We start from the raw sequence: 24,920 nt of genomic DNA on the forward strand, positions 1-24,920 counted from the left end.
AATTAATTTTGTACTTTTTCTAAGAATTGATTGTGGGTCGGCAACTGCTCGACAGTGCTATTAATCAAGGTTTTTAAATTGCTAAATAACTCATTTAATTGCTCATCAGATAACGCATCTGTTAAAGGATGGTGATCCTCTGCAATAAGCCCTTGCCCTATCATTACTTGCTGCCATGCGATTTCGGCAAAGAGCTCATCGTCTTCTCTAATTAGCTTGCCGCTGGTTTTAAATAGCTCAATTTTCTTTCTGAGACTACATGGAATATCCATGCCTTTACAAAAACGCCAAAACGCACTGTCATCACGATCAGTAAGCTTGTAATGAAGAATAATAAAATCACGAATTCGCTCAAATTCTGTTTTACTTTGTTGATTAAATTCATCTACAAGGCTTTGTTTAATACCTTGATGAGGAAAAAACTTAATTAAACGAATGGCTGCACTTTGAATTAAATGAATACTGGTCGATTCTAATGGCTCTAAAAAACCGCTTGATAAGCCAACCGATACCACATTTTTATGCCACTGCTTTAAACGGCGGCCTGTTTTAAACTTAATTACACGCGGCTCTATCAGTGGTTTGGCAGGTAAATTATCCAAGAGCTGTTGTTTTGCCGCTTCGTCTGATAAGAAGCGTGAAGAATAAACTAGGCCATTGCCTACTCGATGCTGTAATGGTATTTGCCACTGCCAGCCTGAGTTTCTTGCAATTGAACGCGTATAGGGAATTGCATCAGAAGCTGATTCACTTTGCACCGCAATCGCACTATCACACGGTAACCAATGCGACCAATCTTCAAAGCCGGTATTAAGTGTTTGCTCTATTAATAAAGCACGTAAACCGGTGCAATCAATAAATAAGTCGCCATCAATTTGCTCGCCATTTGTAAGCAGCAAAGAGCGAATATGCCCGCTCTGATGACATTGATTAACCGATTCAATTTTTCCTTCAATGCGTTTTACGCCCCGTGATTGCGCGAATTCTTTTAAGAATTCGCCGTATCGAGTAGCATCAAAATGGTAAGCATAATGTAAGCCCGCTAACTGGGTGTTAGGAATGTGTTTAAGGTGGGCAAACTTATGTGCTTTGGCAGCTTGATAGTTAAGTGAAAAATCCCAAAAGTCAGGTGCATTGTTAGCTTGATGTGCTTTTAACCAAAAATGGTAAAATTCACAAAACGGAAAATCTTTACCTATCTCACCAAAGGCATGCATGTAGCAGTGGCCTTGGCTGCGCCAATTTTCAAACTCAATACCGAGCTTAATCGTTGCACCAGTGGCTTTAATAAATTCTTTTTCAGAAATGCCAAGCGCACCATTTAGATGCAAAATAGGTGGAATGCTTGCTTCACCGACACCCACAGTGCCAATTTCTGCTGATTCTACCAGCGTGATATCAAGAACTTTGCCTAACACTTTATTAAGTAATGCAGCGGTTATCCAACCAGCAGTACCACCACCGGCAATCACGACCTTGGTTATTTTTTTTGTTTCCATAGTACACCTAACGCCAATTTCAATTCATTGAGTGTAGCTCACTGATATAAAAAAGCCCTTGTAAAACAAATCACAAGGGCAATTTTCTATAGCTGTTTTAGCTAATTACAGCTTGTAGCTGAAGCCTAACAGGAATGTACGACCGTAGTCTTGATAATCACGTACTTGAAGTGCGTTATCACCCTGCAATGATGTAAACGGCTCTTCAGTGATGTTCTGTACTTGGAAAGTGACAGATAAACCGTCAAGGCTCTCTACACCGCCTTCGCTAAAGTCATAACCAATTTGTGCATCCCAAATTGTTTCGCCTTTAATGTCTACTTGCTGTGTTGCAAAGCCAGGGCCATAAACATCACCCTTGAAGTCACTGCGCTTACGCATACTTGTACGCGCTTGGAAACCGTTACGTTCAAAGTACACTGTCAAGCTATCGATTTGGTCAGATAGGCCCGGTAATTCAAACTCATTACCATTTTGGTCTTTAATATCTTGCTCAACACCTGTATGACTTGCTATTAAACCAAAACCGTCTAAAGATTCGCTGAACATAGTGAATGGTAATGTTAATGAAAGCTCGTAACCCCAAAGGTCACCACCACCACCATTTACTTTACCTCTACGAGTTGCAGTTGGATTATCAGGCACTTCACCAGTTGCAGGGTTAACTTTACCAGTTAAGTCAACGAAATAAGTATCATCAAAGATCCATTGATTAATATCTTTATAGAATAAAGCTGCTGCAAAGTAACCTTCTTCATGGAAGTAATTTTCGTAGCTTAAATCAAAACCCGTAGCTTCTTTTGGCTCAAGTTCAGCATTACCACCAGTAACACTCCAATTATTTCCATTTTCATCAGGTTGAGCCGAGTTATATGACGTCTCAATTGATGCATTCATTTCATCTAAGCGAGCACGTGAAATCGTTTTCGCTGCACCAAAACGAACCGTTTGTTCTTCGTCAATGGCAAATGATAAATTGATACTTGGCAAGAAGTGGCTGTAATCATGAGATATATCCGTAGGGATTGCTTGTACCAACCCGTCAACATTTGATGCTTCAAAACCTTGAGATGACTGCTCAGTTTTCACATAACGTACACCAACATTACCCGTAACAGGAATTGAACCAATTTCAGCATTGATATCCGCTTGTGCGAATAACGCAGTTACTTCTTCTTGAACTGTCCATGAACGCGTTAAATGCTTTTGATCCGTCAAGCTTTCTTGAAGCAAGCTATAATAACCATCGTTCACTAAACCGTTAGTATCGTAAGCAACCATGTTGCCCATGCCAATAAAATCAAGGCTCGCTGACCCTAAGCGGTATTGCTCAGGGATTGATAACATACCTGGGTTTGATAAAGAGAAGTCTTTTAATGTCATGAAGTAACCTTCAGACACTTTGCTCTTCTCGCGATCACGGTAAGACACACCAAATGACACGCGGCTGATATAAGCGTTATCAAGCACCTTACTTGCAGCAAGTTTTAATGTGCTTAACTCATCATTGATCTCTGGTGCATTAATAAAGCCATCTTGAGCGGTATTCTGATAATCAGTACCATTTAGACCGTACTTATTGTTAAGTGCGGCACTTGCACCCCAAGATAATGGGCCACCAAGTTGAATTAAATCATAATCGCTGTAATCAAGGTTGTGGGTGAATTGTGCGCCTGTGTTACCACCGTCAAATTCATAACCGATTGTGTCAGCAACACCATTTGCATCACCACGGCCTGTACCTGAGTAGCTTTCGATACTCCAGATTTGACGCTCAACTTCAGAGCGGCTTATATCAAATTCGACAGACCAATCATCGTTGATGTCATATTTTGCATTAAAACCAAACTGAGTTAGCTCTGCTTTACGTTCTTCAAAGTCATTACGAACAACAACACGTTGGCCTTCTGTTACTGCACTTGTGATGAAACCACTTTCTTGATCAATTACAAATGAAGATTCATCTCGAGTTCCTTGACCCCATGCAAATGGCACTTCGATACCGCGTAAGATTTTCTCATCCGAGAAATCTACATATAAAGCATCAAAGGTCATGTTCAGGCGTTCAGTCGGCGCAGCTTCAATAACAAGCATGGCTGTATCACGTTCAAGCGTCGATGAACGTACAAATGGTTTAGCACCACCTAAGATTGAATAAGTTTCATCACCAACATCTTGTTCAGGGTAACCCCAAGAGTTCCAACGTTTTTCCTGGTTTGGAGAGCTCATCGTGTTGTATGCAAATGCAACACCGATTGTATCATCAGCAAATTGGTCAATATAAGAAACCGTACCACGGAAACCTTTATCGTCACCGTCTGGGTTTAATTTATCAAAACCCGTTTGTTCGTACTGGCCATTGAACATGATAACTTGCTCACCTTTGCTTAAAGGTTTAACAGTTTGCATGTCGATAACACCAGCGATACCTTCTGCTTCAATGCCTGCGCTTGGGGTTTTGTATACCGTTACGCCACTCATAATTTCTGATGGGTAAAGGTCAAATTCAACGCCACGGTTGTCGCCGATTGAAACTTGCTCACGACCGTTGAATGTTGTTGCACTTTCGTTTTCACTGAAACCACGAACACTTACACGACTAGCTCGACCGTCTAGACGTTGTGCTGTTAAACCAGGAAGGCGTGCAATTGATTCTGCAATTGATGAATCAGGTAATTTACCGATATCTTCAGCTGAGATTGACTCAACAACTTCAGGAGTGAAGCGTTTAGTATTAATAGATTCTACAACACTGCCACGAAAACCTTTTACTTCGATAACTTCAACGTTGTCGTTTTTTGTTTTTTGGTCTTCTTCTGCAGCATACACTACAAAGCTATTTAAACCTGCGGCTGTTAAAGCCAGAGTTAATATACTTGGTTTGAACATAGACATGATGTTTTCCCATTACCCAAATTGTAATGTCAACGTGTTGCAGTTATTCATGAACATAATAGCTGTTATTCGCTGACTGATTTTGTTGTCGAATTGAATATTAACGCCCTGGTTATTTTCTTAACAAATTTATGCATACGTATTCAGCGTAGCTCATCATTACAAATATTAACACCATCTTTACAAACCCACCCCATAACCGATTGAATATAAATGATTTATCAATTTTACTGTGTAAATTAATAGTAATGAAACATTTTCGCTATATTTTCGCCCCCAATTTGGTTACAGAAATAGGTGCTAGGCCATTTATCCCGCTTAAATGGTGACTTAACGCAATAATAATAGGAACGCACATGGAACAATGATAATTGGTCTTACCAATAATCACATTGCACCATTCTGGTGTAAGCCAGCTATATTATGCACCACGCTGGCGTTTTGAGTTGGAATAAGACAATTACTTTACTAATTGGTAAATTTTACGGCGCTAAATTTATGCTGCTCAATTTTAAATCAAGTTAATAAGTTTTACTGAGGACAGAGGTGAATTTGGCGTGCATACGTATGCAGAGTTTTTACAGTATCACACCCTTCACGTATGCTTTTGACATTCCGGCAACATATACGACTAATGGTTGCCTTACAGTTTACACACTCTGAGTGTCACGATGGAGAAAAACATGGCTCAAAAGCAGTGGTATAAAGGTGCGGTTATTTATCAAGTGTATCCGCGCAGTTTCCAAGACACCAATGGCGATGGCATTGGTGATATCAAAGGTATCATTGATCGCATTGATTATATTAAAAGCCTAGGTGTTGATGCTATTTGGGTTTCACCTTTCTTTAAATCACCAATGAAAGACTTTGGTTATGACATCAGTGACTATCGTGATATCGATCCATTGTTTGGTAACCTTGATGATTTTGATGAACTCATTGCACAAGCTCACCAACGTGATATTAAGATCATTATTGATCAGGTATTGAGCCATACCTCAGATCAACATCAATGGTTCCTTGATAGCCGTGAAGATAAGATCAACGATAAAGCAGATTGGTACGTGTGGGCAGATGCCAAACCTGACGGTACACAACCAAATAACTGGTTATCTATTTTTGGTGGTCCTGCATGGCAGTGGGAACCGCGTCGTGGTCAATATTATTTACATAACTTTTTGACTGAACAACCTGATTTAAACTTCCATAACCCTGAAGTACGCAAAGCAGTATTAGACAATGTTGAGTTTTGGCTGAAGAAAGGCGTTGATGGTTTCCGTTTAGATGCAATTAACTTTTGCTATCACGATGCGCAATTACGTGACAACCCGGCTAAGCCACCAGAAAAACGTCAAGGTCGTGGTTTTAGCGAAGACAACCCGTACGCTTTCCAATATCACTACTTCAATAATACACAACCTGAAAACCTGACTTTTATGCAGGACATTCGTGCCCTACTAAACAAGTACCCTGGTACCGTTGCATTAGGCGAAATCTCATCTGAAGATTCACTCGCAACCATGGCTGAATACACATCAGGTGGTGACAAACTTCATATGGGTTATAGCTTTGAGCTACTGACTAACGACTATAGCGCTGAATATATTCGTACAACAGTTAGTACTCTTGAGCAGCGTATGACCGAAGGCTGGCCATGTTGGGCATTTAGTAACCATGATGTAGAACGCGTTGCTAGCCGCTGGAGTAAAGATAACATTATCAATCCGCAGCAATGTAAAATGCTTACTGCCCTGTTAGCGTCTTTACGTGGCAGCGTGTGTATGTACCAAGGTGAAGAGCTTGGTTTAGGTGAAGCTGAAGTCGCATTTGAAGACTTACAAGACCCATACGGCATTACATTCTGGCCAAACTTTAAAGGCCGTGATGGTTGTCGTACACCAATGCCATGGGATGCAGCAGATGCTGAGCAAGCTGGTTTCTCTACAGTAAAACCTTGGTTACCTGTAGGCAATGCACACAAATCAGTTGCGGTAAACACGCAAGATCAAGATAAAGATTCAATTTTGAATGCGTATCGTGAATTTATGGCATGGCGTAAAGATAAGAACGTACTGCTTGAAGGCGGCATTGAATTTATCGAAACACAAGAGCCTGTGCTTGCTTTTTATAGAACGCTTAACGACACTAAAATGCTTTGTGCATTCAACTTAAGTGCAAAAAGTAGCGAACTGACACTCTCTGATTCTGTGTCTTCACAGCATACAGAGATCTCTCATCACACAGCTGAATTAAACAATAATACAGTCACTCTGCCCGGGTTTGGTTGCTTTTACGCAACCCTGAATTAATAATCAGTTGTTAAACACCAAGCCCTGCAATTGCAGGGCTTTTTTATTTCGTGGTATTAGTGGTTCATGGTTTTACTATTAATGTAATCTGTAAGAGCAAACAACACCCCCGACACCACAAACGTGACATGAATTAACACCTTCCAGAGTAACTCATCTGTTGAATGGTTGTTTGAGCTAATAAATACCTTTAAAAGCTCCACAGCCGAGATTGCAACAATTGCACTAATCAACTTCATCTTAAGGCCAGAGAAACCAACCTTGCCCATCCAAACTGGTCTATCTTCATGGTTTTCTATATTTAATTTTGAAACAAAGTTTTCATAACCACTAAAAATAATAATAAGCAAAAGCCCAGCTAGTAGCGCAGTGTCAACTAAAGTCAAAATACCTACCAAAAGCTCTTGGTTTGACGCAGTGAACGTATTTAAAGCCATGCTGTATAAATATTTAAAGAACTTTAGCAGCAGTAATACCACAGCGACTAATAAGCCAATAAAGAATGGCGCTAGTAACCAACGCGAGCGAAAAATAAAACTCTCTACAACTTGTTCTAGTTTGGTTGGTACTTTCTTTGTTTTTGAATGAGTCCCTTGTTCAGACATAAGTTAGTTCACTTTTCTTTTAAAATTAGCGCGATAATACGTGTTTTGACCTTACGATTACCAGCATTAGAGGCAAAATAGTGGTTATTTTTTGCTTATCTTTACGATAAAAAAATTTCGTTATCTTTTTTTGAAATTTAGTTTATAAATTCACTCAAGCAAAGTGACATACACATTGCGCACCATTACTGTGCATTTAGCCAGTGATAATTAATTTTTTGATTAGGAATAATTAAATGAAAAAAGCATTGCTAGCACTAATTTTGGCACCTGTTTTAAGCGTGTCAGCAACGAATGCAATCGCTAACGAAGCACCTGAAGCATCAGCTGAAATGATCAAAGAATACACTGAAATGTGTTTAAACTGGGCAAAAGATGATGACATCAGCAACGAAGAATTAAAGCCATACGTATTAAAATGTGTAAACGATGAGCTTGAAGCTGAAGGCTATAAAAAAGTAAAAGACGTACAAATCTAATTTTACGTCTACTTAGAATATGAAAAAACCGGAATGACACAATGATGTGCGTTCCGGTTTTTTATTTGCATCTCAAATTAACAATAAGTTTGCGCGACATTACGCCGCGACTTCGATTATATAATCTGGCGATTTATTTTTTGGCTGCTGTTTTTTTCTTAGCAGGCGCTTTCTTTTTACTTTCTTCTACCCATTTACCATTTTGGTAGTGGGCGGTCCAACCTGTGGCTTTGCCATCTACTTCACTCATTACATACTGCTCTTTATTTTTGCGGCTGTAGCGAACGACTGAAGGATTTCCATCAGGATCTTGTGTAGGTGCGTCAGCAAGGTAATAAAACTTTTCAGAAATACGATCTCTAAAACGCTTTAATTCTTCCACTTTAGGCGCACGCGTTTCACGTGATTTAGGGAAAGTATTAGCCGCTAAGAAAATACCTGACGCACCATCACGCAGTACAAAATAAGCTTCTGACTTTTCACATTCAAGTTCAGGTAAGTGAACTGGATCTTCTTTTGGTGGCGCAGCTTCACCATTTTTGAGTAACTTACGTGTATTTTTACACTCTTCATTACTACAACCGAAGTACTTACCAAAACGACCAGATTTTAACTGCATGTCTGAGCCACATTTATCACATTCGATAATAGGGCCGTCGTAGCCTTTAATTTTAAAGGTGCCTTGCTCAACGATATAACCCTTACATGCCGGGTTGTTACCACACACATGTAACTTACGTGTTTCGTCAATTAAGTATGAATCCATTGCCGTTTCACAAATTGGGCAACGCTTCATTTGCATTAGAGATTCAGTTTCTACGTCTTCGACATCCGCAGCAATAGCTTCATCGCCTGATACCAAATTCATGGTTGTAGTACAGCGCTCTTTAGGTGGCAAGTTGTAACCAGTACAACCTAAAAATACACCCGTTGATGCGGTACGAATCCCCATCTTACGACCACACGTAGGGCAATCAATATCAGTTTCGACCATTTGGTTTTGACGCATGCCACCCTGCTCTTCGTCACCTGAGGCAATTTCAAGCTGTGTTGAAAAGTCTGCGTAAAATCTATCAAGTACTTGTGTCCAAACACGCTCACCCTCTGCGATGTCATCGAGACGGCCTTCCATCTTAGCGGTAAAGTCAAAGTTCATCAGATCTTCGAAGTTCTCAACTAAGCGGTCTGTAACTATCTCGCCCATTTTTTCAGCGAAGAAGCGGCGATTTTCAACACGCACATAACCACGATCTTGAATCGTAGAGATGATAGATGCATAAGTAGATGGACGACCAATGCCACGCTTTTCTAATTCTTTAACTAGGCTCGCTTCACTAAAGCGTGCAGGTGGCTTTGTAAAATGTTGTTTAGGATCTAGCTCAACAAGCGTTAAAACATCACCTTCTTTAACTGCTGGCAGTGATTGATCTTCTTCATTCTTTTTACGAACAGCCGGTTGGACTTTTGTCCAACCATCAAAGCGAAGAACGCGACCTTTAGCTTTTAACTGATATTCGCCAGCACCCACTGTTAAAGTGGTTAGATCGTATTCAGCAGGAACCATCTGGCAGGCAACAAATTGGCGCCAAATTAATTCGTAAAGTTTTTTAGCATCTGCTTCAACACCGTCTAAATGACCAGATAGTACGGTAACACTAGAAGGACGGATCGCTTCGTGTGCCTCTTGTGCATTGCCTTTAGAGCTATAACTAATCGGTGCTTTCGGTAAATATTTTTCACCAAATTGCTCTGTCACGTAATCACGACACATTTCAACTGCATCTTTCGATAAATTAGTTGAGTCGGTACGCATATAGGTAATGTGACCCGCTTCATATAAGCGTTGAGCAAGCATCATGGTTTTCTTAACACCATAACCTAAGCGCGTACTGGCAGCCTGTTGCATGGTTGAAGTAATAAAAGGTGCGCTCGGTTTACTCTTGCTAGGCTTTTCTTCAACGCTAATGACTTTGTAGTCAGCTTTTTCGAGTTCACTAACAGCAGACATCGCCTGCTCTTCATTAACTGGTTTAAAAGGCTTGTCAGCGTGTTTAGTAACTTCTAAGCGTAAAGCTGCCTCTGTATTTTTAACGTCAGCGTGGATATCCCAAAACTCTTCGGGGATAAATGCTTTGATTTCGCGTTCACGTTCAACAAGTAAACGTACTGCAACAGATTGCACACGACCGGCTGATAAGCCACGTGCTACTTTAGCCCACAGTAATGGCGACACCATAAAACCCACGACTCGGTCAAGAAAACGACGCGCTTGTTGCGCATAAACCATGTCAGTGTTTAGTTCACCGGGTGTTTCAAATGCCTGCTGAATCGCATTTTTAGTAATTTCATTAAAAACAACTCGCTTATATTTTTCAGGCTCGCCACCAATAATTTGTTCGAGGTGCCATGCAATCGCTTCCCCTTCTCTATCCAAATCGGTTGCGAGATATATTTTATCGGCGTTTTCAGCAAGTTTCTTTAATTCTTGAACAACTTTCTCTTTGCCCGGTAAGACTTCGTAATGTGGCTCCCAGCCTTTTTCAGGGTCAATACCCATACGAGCAACTAAATTTTTATAGTCGCGTTGCTTTTTATAGGCAGCTTTTTCTTCTGGCGACATTTTTCGAACTTCAGCAGGGGTTTTCGTCGCTGCAGTTTTTGTTTTGCCTGAACCTGAAGTTGGTAGATCACGCACATGCCCAACACTGGACTTTACGATGAAATCGTTACCTAAGTATTTATTAATTGTTTTTGCCTTTGCAGGAGACTCTACAATTACAAGTGATTTGCCCATAGTTGCCTATTTCTGACCGAGTATTTTAAAAGTTTTTTGCCCTTATAAATGTATATCAATCACATTAAACAAATAAGTATGATTTTTATCATTGGAGCACGAATATTTATAGGTATATCTACAAACACCAATTGTTACAAGCTTTTAATAGAAACTTTTCTTCATTGACTGAATAATTAAACAATTTTTGTTGCTAATTTAGTCAATGTGGTGTTTTAAGGTAATTTCAAGGGGAATATATAGAACAGCAACAAAAATGCCAACCTTCTGGTTGGCATTTTTTAAGATTTAACTTTATTTATCATCGATTATTGAAATCGATCGGCTCACCGTTTTAGTTCCGCCAAGCTGATTTTCAAATTGGAAAGTTATAGTTAGCACACCATCTTGATCTTGGTTACCATCAGACTCCCTAGCAATTCGAACATCAGAATACATTGTTGAGTCACGATTTGTGCTCGGAATCGTTTCCTCATGCTCAATTATAGAAAAATCTCCATTATCGGCCGTTAGCGAAACTTCAGTTCCAGCAGGAAGTGGATTACCAAACTCATCACTATAAAAAATACGTACATTGATACTAGATAAACCCACTTCTAAGGTCTCAGGATCTGTTTCATTGGGGTCTGTTGCATCATAGTCTGGGTTAGCACGAGATACTTCAGATAAATCAATAGAGGCGACATCGCACCACAACGCATTATCAGATACCTCAAATACACCAGCTATTGTGCTCGAACAATCAGCAGGCACTAAAACCTCATATGGAGCAGATACTACTTCATTGGATTTTAATACAGCAAAGCGAACATATGGATCATCACCAGACATGACAACTTCAATTTGCTTACGAACTTCAATTAAATCACGGGTACACTGGCCTGCATTAAAGGCAGCTTCACTACACAATAAGCCATTATACAAACCATCTGCACCGTCATAAATTCCATTATTATTAAGATCACGCCATGTTTCGTTATGACCACCACGCGAGTTTAATTCAGAACATTGATCTGTGTTCGGATCGTAACTATCACTATCTGCATCACTGCAGTTCGCCTTGTCAAAAGTGCTATTTTCATTATGATCATTAAACGCTTCTGGTAAGTCATATAATGTGTAATATTCGCCAATATCGAATAAACCATTGCGCCTAGTTATTCCATCTGATGACTCTTCATCGACAAAGCTTTCTTGACCTTTTGCAACAGCAATAATACTTGTTCTTCCGCCTCGGATAACACCATTAGGATCGTTTTTAGCGCGAACTAATGTCCCGATACAAGGCGCTGCAGTTTCAAAATAAGGATCGCAGTTAACATCACCCGTCTTAGGGTTTATACCTTCGGTAGTTGCAGAGTTACCATCGATTTCACCAATTCTATTACCCCACTTGTAATCATAGAACGGTCGCTCACCTTGTGAACGCCACGTTACTACACATGACGCGTCAGTAGTACGACACACCGCTTCATTACTTTGTGGACCTACAACGCCTGATTCTGTCAAAACTGTTGATTCGACACCATTACTATTAAATTGATTAAATTGGTCACCAAAATAAACCGTAAGACTATTAGTAATTCCATTGTAATTCAGTGCATTAGGGTTAAAAACTTGAGGGCTTAAATCGAAACTATTTTGATCCGTAATGCCTGAATATAATGCAAGTTGCGATGATACTGCATTGATTTGCTCTGCTAGTGGTACGAGGTGAAGCGTTCCTTCAGGACAAATGTCATTTGTTGGTTCATCTGCACACAACTGCACCTCATCTGTCCAACATGATAAATCATCACCTTCTGGTAATGCAGCAACATCTGTTTTTGAAACAAAACAAGCCTTAACTACAAGAGGACCAGGCACAATACCTGAAGTGACCGTAGTTTGCACAACACCATCATTGTCTGTATTCGCCGTACGTTGAGTCAAACCAGCTAAACCAGTTGAGTCTGTTAACTTAAAATCAATTCGCTGCTGTGGCGATACAATGCCGTCGGCATCTAATAATCTAAAGCGAACGACAGACTGTGTCGGTAAGCCACCTTCACCTGGAGGAAGAGCAATTACCGGTTCTGATACGTCGATAAACTGAATTGATTGTACTGCTGAAACTTCAACAGGGATGATCGTTGAAGCAGTAAAGTTCTTTCCGCCCGTTTCGACTGTAATATTAACAACATCATCAATTCCGCAACCATTGGCTCTATAGGTAGAACTAGCTATACCGCTTGATGATTTTACAGAGGCATCAATACTTGAATTATTGTTATCAACACATGTTGAACTAAATTCTACATCTGTTGGTGTGGTATATAAATTCCCTTCTTCGTCCTTTAAAGTGACCTCAATAATTGTACTTCCTCCAGCTTTAAGAGGAATTACATCACCATTTGAGTCAACATTTAGGCCGTTGTCCACTTCTAGAATTAAATCTGCGATACCTACTGCAAAGTTAGTGCTAATTTGTTCATCTAAAGCAGATACTGTAATTGTTCCTGCACCGCCAGTGTTACCAGGTTGGATTTTCAATAGTGCAACACCAAAGCTATCAGTCAACGCTCGACCTGATGATGGAAGGACAGTCCCTAGATCAGTTGTTACTTCGACTAGTGCATTAGCAACAGCGTCACCACTTTGCTGATTTGTTACTTCAATAAATAAATCAGCAAGTTCAGCACTCGATACCGAGTTAGTTATGCTACAGCCTGATGCTATTGAGGTCGGGTCTAGTTTTACGTTACTTCTATTATCATCCCAAGAAGGGACACAACCAGTTAAAAGAGAAGCTGTAACCGAATACTGTATAGCATCATCAGGGGCTTCATCACCATTAGAAATAAAGCCAGCAATTTTAGTGACTGCATTACCGCTTTCATCTGTATAGGTTGCTACAACTTGACCTGCCCCTTTCGCATCACCACTGCTCAGTGTTACAGAAGCTTCACCATTTGAATCTGTTAGAGCGGTTCCTAAAACAGGCGTAATTTTACCTGTAAAATTAGTGCTAAATGAAATAAGTTGACCTGCAAGGGGCGTCTCTTCATCAAGCAAAGTTGCTGTGACTGTACCTTTATTATCTTTGCTTACAGGGTTATCAACAGTAAACGGTGCTCCAGAAGTGTCTGTAATAGTGAGGTTTAATGTGACGCTGCCGCTCACACTTGAATCATCTGATTCTGAACCATCCGATGTGAAACCAAATGTGTCGCTGTAGGTATCTCCATCAAGAGCGTAGGTAGCAGTTACTATACCAGCGCCAGCAGTATCACCTGCCGTAAGTTTAATAGAAGCAACACCATTGCTATCTGTTAGATCAGTTCCAGATACTGGATCTAAAAGACCAATATCGCCGTTTAAGCTAAAGTTAATCACAACCCCAGCAACAGCTTCATCATTATTTGTTAATGTAGCAGATATTGTTAACGGAGAGTCAGCTGTTACCTGATTATCTTGTTCACCAGATGACAGCGAAAAACCTTGTACTGCAATTTCATAACTAGCTTCAGCTGTTGAATCATCCCCACCATCAAGCGAACCACCATCACTTTCCAGTGAGCCACCGCCACCACAAGCAGCTAATAATGAGCTGAAAACTATTACACTTAGCCATCGAAATAAAGGCATTGACCTCTCCCTAGTTAGCTATTTCAAACTTTGTTTTATTATTTACCTAATATTAACCTAAAATCAGTCCGAAAATAATCATTTTTTTATTCATTTCTTAACGAATTAATTTAATTATTTATCGAATTTTTCTGTATAAAAATCCTTATGCTGGTAGTCTATGACAAAATTTATAACAAGATAGATTAGGTGTATGTCAAAAGTACGGTCTTTAAGCCTTACATCTCGTATCATGGTTGGTATGGTACTTGGTGTAGTTGTTGGTTTTATCTTTCAAGCCATTTTAGCGGGTGAAGACGATTTCCTTATTCCATTAGGGTTATTCTCTTTACCTATTAAAGCTTTTTTTGTTGATGGTATTTTCCATGTTGGCGGGCAAATATTCATTGCAAGCTTAAAAATGCTTGTGGTGCCTTTAGTATTTGTATCACTTGTTTGTGGAACTTGTAGCTTGAGCGACCCAAAAAAGTTAGGTCGACTAGGTGGTAAGTCTATTTTGCTTTATTTAGCGACAACGGCAATCGCCATTACTGTTGCTATCACCTTGGCGTTATTAGTGAATCCAGGTGAGGGAATCAATTTACCTTCAGATGCTAACTATAGTGCGAAAGAAGCTCCCACCCTTGCGCAAGTCATTATTGGTATGTTCCCAACAAACCCTATTGATGCAATGGCAAGTGGCAACATGCTCCAAGTTATCGTTTTTGCCTTGTTATTTGGTGTTGCGATGGCACTCAGTGGAAAAGCAGGTAAACGAGTGGCCAGTGTTTTTGAAGATTTAAATACCGTAATTTTAAAGCTTGTAACACTGCTTATGAATATTGCACCGTATGGTGTATTTTTCTTAATGGCAAAATTATTTACAACCATTGACTTAAAGCTTATCACTAGCTTGGCCTTATATTTTGGTGTCGTTGTTTTTGCTTTATTATTTCACGGTTTTGTGAATTACAGCCTGTTACTTAAGCTGTTTACAGGTCTAAACCCTATTACATTTCTAAAGAAAATGAAAAATGCCTGTTTATTTGCATTTAGTACATCAAGCTCAAGCGCAACTATGCCTATTACCCTTGAAACAGCAAATAAAAAGTTAGGTGCTCATAACTCTGTTGCTTCTTTTACCGTGCCCCTTGGCGCAACCATCAACATGGATGGTACGGCGATTATGCAAGGCGTTGCGACTGTTTTTATTTCGCAAGTTTTTGCAGTAGATTTAACGATTTCTGATTATCTGATGGTTATTTTAACCGCAACCCTTGCTTCTGTAGGTACTGCTGGTGTTCCGGGTGTAGGCCTTATTATGTTAGCTATGGTATTAAATCAAGTTGGATTGCCTGTAGAAGGTATTGCTATCATCATTGGTGTCGACCGCTTACTTGATATGACGCGAACCGCTGTTAACGTGACCGGTGACTGCATGGTGACCTGTGTGGTTGCAAAATCTGAAGGTGAGTTTGATGAGGACGTATTTAACGACCCAAATGCCGCTAAAGATTTAGAAGATTACCATAAATCTATTAATTAATTTCACACTAATTAACTCATAAAAAAACCCGCTAAATAATAAGCGGGTTTTTTATACTACTTTCATGTTTTTAAATTTACGGGTTTAAGCCTTTTAAACGAGACATTAAAGTCACTCCCGCTTTACTTACCCCTGAACTTAATCCGACGGCGAGCTTATCGCTTAAATTCTTCTTAACACGGTATTTTACTTTAAAGATTTGACGTTCTTTAGCTTGGCTCAATAAGATATCATCACTTGTATCAATCTTATCAACTAAACCTTTATCGAACGCTTGAGTAGCAAACCAATGTTCACCGGTTGCAACAGTATCAATATCTAGAGATGGACGCTGCTCACTCACAAAGGTTTTAAATAAACCGTGGGTTTGTTCAATTTCTTCTTTGAATTTTTCACGACCTTTATCGGTATTTTCACCAAAGATAGTTAGCGTACGCTTGTATTCACCTGCGGTGATTTGCTCAAAATCAACATCATTCTTTTTCAAGATTTTATTAAAGTTAGGAATTTGCGCAATAACACCTATCGAGCCAACAATGGCAAAAGGTGCTGCAACAATCTCATTGGCCACACAGGCCATCATATAGCCGCCACTTGCTGCTACTTTATCAATAGCTACCGTTAAATGAATGCCAGCATTACGTAAGCGTTGCAGTTGAGAGGCAGCAAGGCCATAGCCGTGCACCACACCACCACCACTTTCAAGGCGAACCAGTACGCGGTCTTTTTCTTTGTCAGCAATGGTTAAAATAGCGGTAATTTCTTCTCGTAGGCTTTCTACTTCGTGGGCATCAACACTGCCATTGAAATCAATGACATATAAACGCGATTTAGGCTCGTCGTTTTGCTGTTTTTTAGCCTCAGTTTTTTGCTGTTTTTGATGAGCCTTGAGCTCTTTTTTAGAAAGGGTATTTTCGATAAAGCTTTGTTTTAGATCATCAAGTTGCTCACTTAAATCATCAATTGTTATCTCCCCTTTCTTCGCTTTTGGTTTCACTGCTGCGCCCATGATAATGGCAACAATCACTGCAATTGCGATGACAAATGTCAGGGTCTTTGCAAAAAACAACCCGTATTCATATAAAAATTCCAATCAAACTCTCCATTTATTAATACTTCGGCACAATTTACCACGCTTTAAAGCAAAAAAAAGCCACATGATGTGGCTTTTTACTTAATTGGTTATTACGTAATTAATAGCATTTAATTATTCAGTAACAACTTCTGTGTTTGTAACCTGAAGATACTGCCCACGACTTGCTAAGAAAGTCGCGATTTGTAATTGCATTTCTGTTGTTGCTGCTGCACTTTCTTCAGCAGTAGCACCTGAATCTTCTGTCGCTGCAGGTGATAATACAGAGCTGTGATGGCCTTTCGTGAATTTAACCACATAGCTCATTGCATCAGCAGTCGGGCCTTGAGTTTCTGCAACAGTTGATAAGCCCATTAGGTTAGCAAGAGGTAAGCTACCAGCAATTGGGTTGCTCGCCACCATTGGTGGAATAACCATATCAGCATTGTTGTTAGCACCATCGCCAACCACTACACTCATGTACACTGGCGTGCCAAGCGCTGCAACAGAGGCTGCATAATTTGACGGGTCGCCACTATCAAGTGCTGTTTGTGCAGCAAAAGCAAATTGAGTAACCACACTTTGAATGTTTGCTAGCTTTTCTGTTTCGCCTGCCACTGTTAGTGAACCAACGTACTCTTTATAAGCACATGTGACAAATTTAGTTTGGTCTGGTAATAGCACGCCACAATTTGATAACGCTTCATTTTGAGCATAAGCACCAAACTCAGCAGATTCAGCTGTACCGGCTGCAAGTAATACAGAGCCTTGAACAAATGGGCCAAATGTATTTGACTCAATTAAGAAACTTGCGATACCACCGCCGCCACTGGCAAGTGCTACGCTTTTAACGTTGAACATTGGATCAACTTGGTCAGCTAGCGGTGCATTAGTAACAGCAACAAATGCTGGGGCAACTACCGAGCCTAATGAATGACCTATGAATGATACATCTTGCGCATTTAAATCAGCAGCACCGGTAAAGTTAAGACCCAAACGTAAACCAAGTAAATCAGCAACTGATTGACGTAAGCTATCACGGGCTACTAATAATGACTGTAAGTTCATATAGCTTAATACAGAACCAGTAGAGGCATTAAAGTCGTCAGTACCGTCGCCATCTACATCTACACCACGCTCACCATGCATAGGATGATCGATTGCAGCTGTTGCAAAGCCTTGCAGTGTTAATTGTGCAGTAATGGCTAACATATCTTCTTTTTTAGAAGTAATGCCGTGCTGAAGGATAACAACTGGCCAGCCTGTCTCAGGCATGCTCAATGCGTCTAAGCCGAGCTGAGCTCGCACTGCATTAATTACAGGTAAAATTGGTTTAGTAATTTGTACTGGCACATTAGCAATACTTTGTGTTTTTGGAATTGTGTTGTACTTAGTTAAGTGTTTAGTTTGGTCTAAACCTAAATCACGTAACTTGCCTTCACTTAACGCCATACACAGGCCATCAGTTTCGCTAATAGGGTCTGTTGGGAATGAATCACCCGCTGCGGCTGCATAACCTAGTACCGCAACACCGCTATCACATAAACCTTGCCAGTAAGTCGCAGATAAATCATCAACCGTTGTGCCAGTTGGTGTAGCTAAATACATAGGTAACATTACGCTACCTTTTTGATACTGCACACCACCAAACACAGGTGACACACCAGTAATACCTTGTGATGCAAATACTTGCTCAACGGTAATAACGGGTTGATCAGGAATTTGCACCATAGGCGTCGGCAGTGCATCTTGGGTTAAACTTGCAGCAAGAAGCTGCTTAACGGTTCCAAGCACTTGACCTGCTGATTGCATTGTCATCGCTGCTGAGTAAATGATTTCATCTTTTGTGATTGCACCACCTGATGTCACTGCGTTTTCATAGCTATTGATAACCGCTTGAAGTGACTTTTGTGAGTCGGTAATAAGTGTTGCTTCTTCGCTCACGAGTGCATAAGTTGAAGAAGGCTCAATTGAGCGCCCTTCTGAGTCCATTAATGACGTTGTCAAAACATTAATGTAAGTGCTGCCAGCTTTAAATGGCTTAAGTGGGATCACAGCAACCGCATCACCAGAACCTTGTGTGATAAAGTCAACACCGAAAGTAAGTTCAGACACTAATTTACAAGCGATACCAGCTGGTACTTGTGAACAGGTTTCGTCTGTTTGGCTTGCACCCATAACAACTTCAAAAATACGCACAGCGCCTGGTGAAGCAGCAGATGTCATATCAAGAGAGATACCCGAAGGAAAAGTTAAGTCAATTTTAAACGGAGTTTGCGTAGACCAACCATCAAGCGCACCAAGTGCAAGTTGTGGATCAGCATAGGCCGCACGGTCAACACTAACATTGTCGTCGTCTAATTCACCCGGCATATTTAAAGTACCATCAAGCGTACCACTCATAAGTAAATCATTCGGCACTGAGATAACACTATTCGCTGGGTCAAATTTTACTGTCGCGGTTGGGAGAACAGGAGGATTATCATTTTTTACATCTTCTAATGTTTCTCCTCCACCACAGCCAGTAATGGCTGACGCAATGGCTAGTGAGAGTAGCAGTTTTTTCATAATTTCGCTCCGCGCAAATCTTATTGTTATTGTGTGTTCAAAGTTAAAAGTAGTGGTTCTACTACCTTCATTCTAAGTTAATTTAATGTAATTAGGTTATTAATGAGACATTAGACCAGTTAAACTTAACGTAAAGTTTCAATTTTCGCCACCTTAATTTGCAATAAATTCGATAACTTGGCTTTTTGCTATGGTAAAATAGTAAAAAACTTAATCGATGGTACGTTTATGCATACTTATAAAGCCGCAGAGAATGCGCTAAAAGACAAAGTAATTTTAATAACAGGTGCTGGTGACGGCATTGGTCGTGTTGCCGCACTAACTTATGCTAAGCATGGTGCCACTGTTATTTTACTTGGAAAAACAACCAATAAGCTTGAATGTGTTTACGATGAAATTGTAAACGCTGGCTATCCACAACCGGCTATTGTGCCAATGGATTTAAAAGGTGCCACAAAGCAAAACTACCGTGACTTAGCTGCAACCATCGAAATGAAGTTCGGTAAGTTAGACGGCTTACTTAATAATGCAGGTATTTTAGGTTCATTAGGTCCACTTGAGCACTTCTGTGTATCAACATTTGAAAACATCATGAAAGTGAATGTAACTGCACAAGCTATGATCACTAAATTTATGTTCCCTCTGCTTCGAAAATCTGACAGTGCATCTGTTATTTTTACTTCATCTGGGGTGGGTCGCCAAGGCCGCGAACACTGGGGTGCGTATGCTATCTCAAAATTTGCTGTAGAGGGCATGATGCAAACGTGGGCTTGTGAAGTGGGTAAAACCAATATTCGCGTAAACTGTATCAATCCTGGCGCTACCCGCACATCAATGCGTGCATCTGCATACCCTGGTGAAGATAGGGATAAGTTAGCAACACCCGAAGATTTAATGCCAACTTATTTATACTTGATGAGCGACGACTCTAAAGAAGTTAATGGTCAGTCTTTAGATGCTCAACAAAAATAAGCCAGAAACAAATATCTAGACACAAAAAAAGCAGCTTTCGCTGCTTTTTTAATTTTTCGATTAAATAAAGCGTTTGATAATAAAATCAACTTTTACACGTTTAGCCTGGCCCAATAGCTTTTTAACCGGCGCAGGATAGTCATTCATCGTTTCTAAGTCTTGTGGGCCTGTTAAACGTCGACAGTGCTTTAATATAGCTTGTTTTTCGTTTTCTATTTGTTCAAGGATATGCTGCTTAGGGTCGTCAATTAAAATACCATTTTCGATATCTAAGCCCCATGCCCGTGGATTTAAATTGTGCCCACTTAATAAGTGTAATCGCTTATCCGAACAAATCCCCTTCAAGTGGAACGAGTTACTCTCGTGCTTCCAAAGGTAAACATTCAAATTACCATTACTGATGTGGCGTTTTTGTGACTTTAAAAATTTATACAAAATGGTTTCGTATAAATAAGGTAATGCACCAATCTTACTAAACGGCTCACTTGGCGGCAGATAAAAGTCATTGGCAGTTTTATCCCCTACCACAATAGTTACCTGCTTACCTTGCTTTAATAAACGGCGTAATGAACGCATTAATGGTGCAGGAAAGTTAAAGTAAGGGGTATAAAGAACGAGCTCTTGCTCAGTGGTATCGAATAACGATTTAATTAAACGGTTCAGCTTATTACTTCTTCGCCCTAAACCTAAAAATAAACGCACACCCAACTCACCGGCACTGGCTTCTGCAGCGCTTTCGTAACTTGCAGATTTAAGTTCACGCATCAATTGCTTTTGCGCCACTTTAATATCATTAAATTGTATCAGTGGGCGCATATCAATTCGCGGCACGGCAACTGAGCTTAACAGATGTGTTTCTATAAATTCGATGACCGAATTACATAATCCAGCTTGGTGAACTAAGAAGTAACGGTCTAAACGATAACGGTCATCTTGCTGAAGATATACATTATTTAAGCTTGCGCCGCTGTATAATAATGTGTCGTCAATCACAAAACCTTTTAAATGCAGTACCCCGAAAAGCTCTTTGGCTTTTACCGGAACACCATGTACTTTCACATTTGATTGATACTGCTCTTGAAAATCACAATACATGCTGGCATTGCCATCAGACTTAGCTGCACCAATTAAACCACGTTGAGCTCGGTGAAAATCAACGAGTACTTTTACTTCTAACTCAGGATTAGCAAGTGATGCCTGATGTAAGGCAGTCAATATTTCTCGTCCTGCTTCATCATCTTGCAAATACAAAGCAGTAATATAAATTCTTTTTTTCGCTGAACCAATTAAACGCAATAGTTCAGTGCGATACTCTTTTGCATTGGTTAAGACCTGTACGTCTTCTGTAGTCAGCCCAAAAGCGGGCTTTTCCTGCCAAAATACCATAATTGCCTGTTAGTTTAGTTAGCTCATACCATGAGCTAATATCAAAATTAGCTAAAACATACCAAAAAAAAATTGCTTGGTCATGAATTACCGTACTTTGATCACAGAACAATTTGTAATTAGCCCATTTTATGAACAAAAAGAGGGGTTTAAATTGCATTAAGTAAGGATTATTTGACAGCTTCGCAATTTGACTAAAAAAATAATCGGGGCTTTTGTTTACTTCCGCCTTGTTTTTCTTAGAATCGGGCGCATAGACATCGTATTGAAACGTTTTTAGGAAAAACCATGAGTGACGCAAAACACTGTAAACTATTAATCTTAGGTTCTGGCCCTGCGGGCTACACGGCAGCGGTATACGCAGCCCGTGCTAACCTTAACCCTGTTCTTATCACTGGTATTCAGCAAGGTGGTCAATTAACGACAACTACTGAAGTTGAAAACTGGCCTGGCGATGCACACGGTTTAACAGGTCCAGCATTAATGGACCGTATGAAAGAGCATGCTGAACGTTTCGAAACTGAAATCGTTTTTGATCACATTAATAAAGTTGATGTTTCGAAGCGCCCTTTCACTTTAACTGGTGACTCTGGCACATATACATGTGATGCATTAATTATCGCAACTGGCGCGTCAGCTAAATACTTAGGTTTAGAATCAGAGACTAACTTCCAAGGTCGTGGTGTTTCTGCTTGTGCAACCTGTGATGGTTTCTTCTACCGTGGTCAAAAAGTAGCGGTTGTGGGCGGTGGTAACACTGCTGTTGAAGAAGCACTTTACTTATCAAATATCGCTGATGAAGTTCACGTTATCCACCGTCGTGACAGCTTCCGCAGTGAGAAGATCTTAGCTGATCGTTTAAAAGAAAAAGCTGAAAACGGTAACGTTGTTTTACATTACAACCGCACATTAGATGAAGTGCTTGGTGATGAAATGGGCGTTACTGGCATCCGTATTAAAGCAACTGATTCTGAAGAAACAGAAAACTTAGATCTTGCCGGTGTATTCATTGCAATTGGCCACAAGCCAAACACTGACATGTTTGAAGGCCAGCTAGAAATGAAAGACGGCTATTTAGTTGTTCAATCTGGTTTAAACGGTAACGCAACACAAACAAGTGTACCAGGTGTATTTGCTGCAGGTGACGTGTCTGACCACATTTATCGCCAAGCAATCACATCAGCAGGTACTGGCTGTATGGCTGCACTTGATGCTGAACGCTTTTTAGATAACCTATAAATTAGTTGATCTAAAGCACTAAATACTGGGGGCTGTTGTAAAACAGCCCCTTTTTTATAGCTAAAATTTTGTTAAAATTAGAACAAAGAATAACGACAAGCTGATATGATCAAGCAACTGTACCAACTCTCGACCGAGACTGTTGATTTTCCAGACCCAGAACTCGCCCTTGATGAGCCCGATGGCCTGTTGGCAATTGGCGGTGATTTATCAGTTGAGCGCATTAAAAATGCCTACAACACCGGTATTTTTCCTTGGTTTAGTGACTATGAGCCCATCATGTGGTGGTCACCGAGCATGCGTGGTGTTATTGAGCTAAATGAATTTCATGTCAGTCGCAGCTTAAAAAAGCATTTAAAGCGTTTTCCTGTGCGTGTCACTATTAATCACGCATTTGCCCATGTTATTAATGCTTGCCGTGAGCAACGTATCGATGCGGAAGGTACCTGGATCACAGAGCAAATGATGCATGCCTATATTGAAGCGCACCATCAGGGGTTAGCACACAGTCTTGAGATTTGGCATGAAGATGAACTGGTAGCTGGCCTCTATGGCATTATGCAAAACGGTATTTTTTGTGGTGAATCAATGTTCCATCAAGTCAGTAATGGTTCGAAACTGGCGATGTGGGCATTAGTTAATTGGCTTATCAAACACCAAGCCCATTTTATTGATTGCCAACTAGAAAACCCTTATTTAATCACTTTAGGTGCAAAAGTTATCCCACGTAGAGAATTTTTAACTAGACTTAAATTAGCACACAGTTATGTGCCTAAAAAAGATATGTGGCAACCACAAGAGTTGATTAATATTTATGACTGAGCACTTACCCGCTAGGCTTGGTTTAAGCCAGCAATTCGATTGCAGTTATTTACCCGACCGTCAGGAACAACTACTTGTTATACTTGATCCGAGTTGTTATTGCCCTGATAAATTTGAACAATTATTAGCATTAGGCTTTAGACGCAGTGGCGACCAAATCTATCGTCCACATTGCCCTATTTGTAATGCCTGTAATTCAGTGCGCGTTTTAGCCCAACAATTTACTCCTTCAAAATCGCAAAAGCGCAAATTAAATAAAGCAAATAAGGTTTTCACGGTCAGTTATAGTGAGTACGAACGCGCAGAATACTACCCGTTATATTGCAAATACATCACGCAAAGACATCAAGATGGTTCAATGTTTCCGCCTGACCAAAGTCAGTACGAAAGCTTTTTGTTTTGCCAGTGGCTACCCGTTACATTTATAGAGTTAAAAGATGGCGATAAGTTAGTTGCCGTTGCGGTAACCGATTGCATGACTAATGCCCTATCAGCGATTTATACCTTTTTTGATCCCGATTATGAGCAATACAGTATTGGTAGCATCATGATCATGGAACAAATTAAATTTGCAAAACAACAAGCAAAACAATTTGTCTATTTAGGTTACCAAATCGACGAATGCACTAAAATGAAATATAAAACCCAATTTTTGCCTGCACAAAAGCACATTGGCGACGAGTGGTTGGCGATTTAATTTACAAAATTGAGCCCTGTAGCTTTACTTATTGCTGTATTTTCGGCAAAATCTGCAGCGTTTAACTATTAAAGAGGTGTTACGCTAAACATGGCGAAAGAAGACGTAATCGAAATGCAAGGTACGGTCCTTGATACTTTACCAAATACAATGTTCCGAGTTGAGCTAGAAAATGGTCACGTTGTTGTGGCTCATATCTCTGGTAAAATGCGCAAAAACTACATCCGCATCTTAACTGGCGACAAAGTAACCGTAGAAATGACTCCTTACGATTTATCGAAAGGTCGCATCGTATTCCGTGCTCGCTAAGTTAGTGCGTTAACGAGAGATTTAGCTTTTTGCTGCTTTGAATGAGCAGGTGTGTTTATTACAAAGAGCTAAAAGCGTTTGTTAAATGGTGTTAAAACTAACTTAGTTTTAATTCCATTTAA

The 24,920-nt window shown here is 40.1% G+C and carries 16 protein-coding genes; 8 read left to right on the plus strand and 8 right to left on the minus strand.

What is annotated here, in order from left to right; all coding sequences use genetic code 11:
* Nucleotides 1-2: 2 nt before the first annotated feature.
* Nucleotides 3-1,499, minus strand: a complete 1,497-nt coding sequence (locus CWC02_RS00860; protein WP_138615902.1) for a tryptophan halogenase family protein — start codon at nt 1,497-1,499, stop codon at nt 3-5.
* A 105-nt stretch (nt 1,500-1,604) separates the two neighbouring features.
* Entirely contained in the window at nt 1,605-4,394 is a 2,790-nt protein-coding gene (locus CWC02_RS00865; RefSeq protein WP_138615904.1) for a TonB-dependent receptor, read from the minus strand.
* Between the two features lie 683 nt (nt 4,395-5,077).
* Here CWC02_RS00865 and CWC02_RS00870 point away from each other — a divergent pair.
* Nucleotides 5,078-6,703, plus strand: coding sequence for an alpha-glucosidase family protein (locus CWC02_RS00870; protein ID WP_138615906.1), 1,626 nt, complete (start codon nt 5,078-5,080; stop codon nt 6,701-6,703).
* Nucleotides 6,704-6,759: 56 nt separating this feature from the next.
* On the opposite strand, the gene CWC02_RS00875 is transcribed toward CWC02_RS00870, so the two are convergent.
* The gene (locus CWC02_RS00875) at nt 6,760-7,308 is read right to left on the minus strand and encodes a TIGR00645 family protein (RefSeq protein WP_054551457.1); all 549 of its coding nucleotides are present in this window, start codon (nt 7,306-7,308) and stop codon (nt 6,760-6,762) included.
* Nucleotides 7,309-7,544: 236 nt separating this feature from the next.
* On the opposite strand from CWC02_RS00875, the gene CWC02_RS00880 reads away from it, so the two are divergent.
* Complete coding sequence (locus CWC02_RS00880) at nt 7,545-7,787, plus strand: hypothetical protein (protein ID WP_054551458.1); 243 nt, start codon at nt 7,545-7,547, stop codon at nt 7,785-7,787.
* 133 nt (nt 7,788-7,920) lie between these two features.
* On the opposite strand, the gene topA is transcribed toward CWC02_RS00880, so the two are convergent.
* Nucleotides 7,921-10,581: a type I DNA topoisomerase gene (gene topA, locus CWC02_RS00885; RefSeq protein WP_138615908.1), complete on the minus strand. Its 2,661-nt coding sequence runs from the start codon at nt 10,579-10,581 to the stop codon at nt 7,921-7,923.
* Nucleotides 10,582-10,875: 294 nt separating this feature from the next.
* Entirely contained in the window at nt 10,876-14,208 is a 3,333-nt protein-coding gene (locus tag CWC02_RS00890; RefSeq protein WP_138600543.1) for an Ig-like domain-containing protein, read from the minus strand.
* A gap of 193 nt (nt 14,209-14,401) precedes the next feature.
* Between CWC02_RS00890 and CWC02_RS00895 the strand changes: the two genes are divergently transcribed.
* Entirely contained in the window at nt 14,402-15,733 is a 1,332-nt protein-coding gene (locus tag CWC02_RS00895) for a dicarboxylate/amino acid:cation symporter (RefSeq protein ID WP_054551461.1), read from the plus strand.
* A 76-nt stretch (nt 15,734-15,809) separates the two neighbouring features.
* On the opposite strand, the gene sohB is transcribed toward CWC02_RS00895, so the two are convergent.
* Entirely contained in the window at nt 15,810-16,826 is a 1,017-nt protein-coding gene (gene sohB / locus CWC02_RS00900; protein ID WP_138600541.1) for a protease SohB, read from the minus strand.
* Between the two features lie 114 nt (nt 16,827-16,940).
* On the minus strand, nt 16,941-19,373 hold the full coding sequence (locus CWC02_RS00905; RefSeq protein WP_138615910.1) for a VolA/Pla-1 family phospholipase: 2,433 nt from the start codon (nt 19,371-19,373) through the stop codon (nt 16,941-16,943).
* 228 nt (nt 19,374-19,601) lie between these two features.
* Here CWC02_RS00905 and CWC02_RS00910 point away from each other — a divergent pair, with 228 nt between their 5' ends.
* A complete protein-coding gene (locus CWC02_RS00910; protein ID WP_138615911.1) occupies nt 19,602-20,345 on the plus strand; it encodes a YciK family oxidoreductase in 744 nt (247 codons plus the stop codon).
* Between the two features lie 60 nt (nt 20,346-20,405).
* On the opposite strand, the gene pssA is transcribed toward CWC02_RS00910, so the two are convergent.
* The gene (gene pssA / locus CWC02_RS00915) at nt 20,406-21,731 is read right to left on the minus strand and encodes a CDP-diacylglycerol--serine O-phosphatidyltransferase (protein WP_054551465.1); all 1,326 of its coding nucleotides are present in this window, start codon (nt 21,729-21,731) and stop codon (nt 20,406-20,408) included.
* 288 nt (nt 21,732-22,019) lie between these two features.
* Here pssA and trxB point away from each other — a divergent pair, with 288 nt between their 5' ends.
* The 4 genes from trxB (at nt 22,020) to infA (ending at nt 24,798) form a co-directional block, all read left to right on the plus strand.
* A complete protein-coding gene (trxB, locus tag CWC02_RS00920) occupies nt 22,020-22,970 on the plus strand; it encodes a thioredoxin-disulfide reductase (protein WP_054551466.1) in 951 nt (316 codons plus the stop codon).
* A 105-nt stretch (nt 22,971-23,075) separates the two neighbouring features.
* Nucleotides 23,076-23,792, plus strand: a complete 717-nt coding sequence (gene aat / locus CWC02_RS00925; protein ID WP_138615913.1) for a leucyl/phenylalanyl-tRNA--protein transferase — start codon at nt 23,076-23,078, stop codon at nt 23,790-23,792.
* Nucleotides 23,785-24,489, plus strand: a complete 705-nt coding sequence (locus CWC02_RS00930) for an arginyltransferase (protein WP_138615915.1) — start codon at nt 23,785-23,787, stop codon at nt 24,487-24,489. Before aat ends, CWC02_RS00930 begins: the two co-directional genes overlap by 8 nt.
* A gap of 90 nt (nt 24,490-24,579) precedes the next feature.
* A complete protein-coding gene (gene infA, locus CWC02_RS00935; RefSeq protein ID WP_002962494.1) occupies nt 24,580-24,798 on the plus strand; it encodes a translation initiation factor IF-1 in 219 nt (72 codons plus the stop codon).
* Nucleotides 24,799-24,920 lie beyond the last annotated feature (122 nt).

It is taken from the genome of Pseudoalteromonas sp. S2721, from assembly GCF_005887425.1.
Classification (GTDB): Bacteria; Pseudomonadota; Gammaproteobacteria; order Enterobacterales; family Alteromonadaceae; genus Pseudoalteromonas; species Pseudoalteromonas simplex.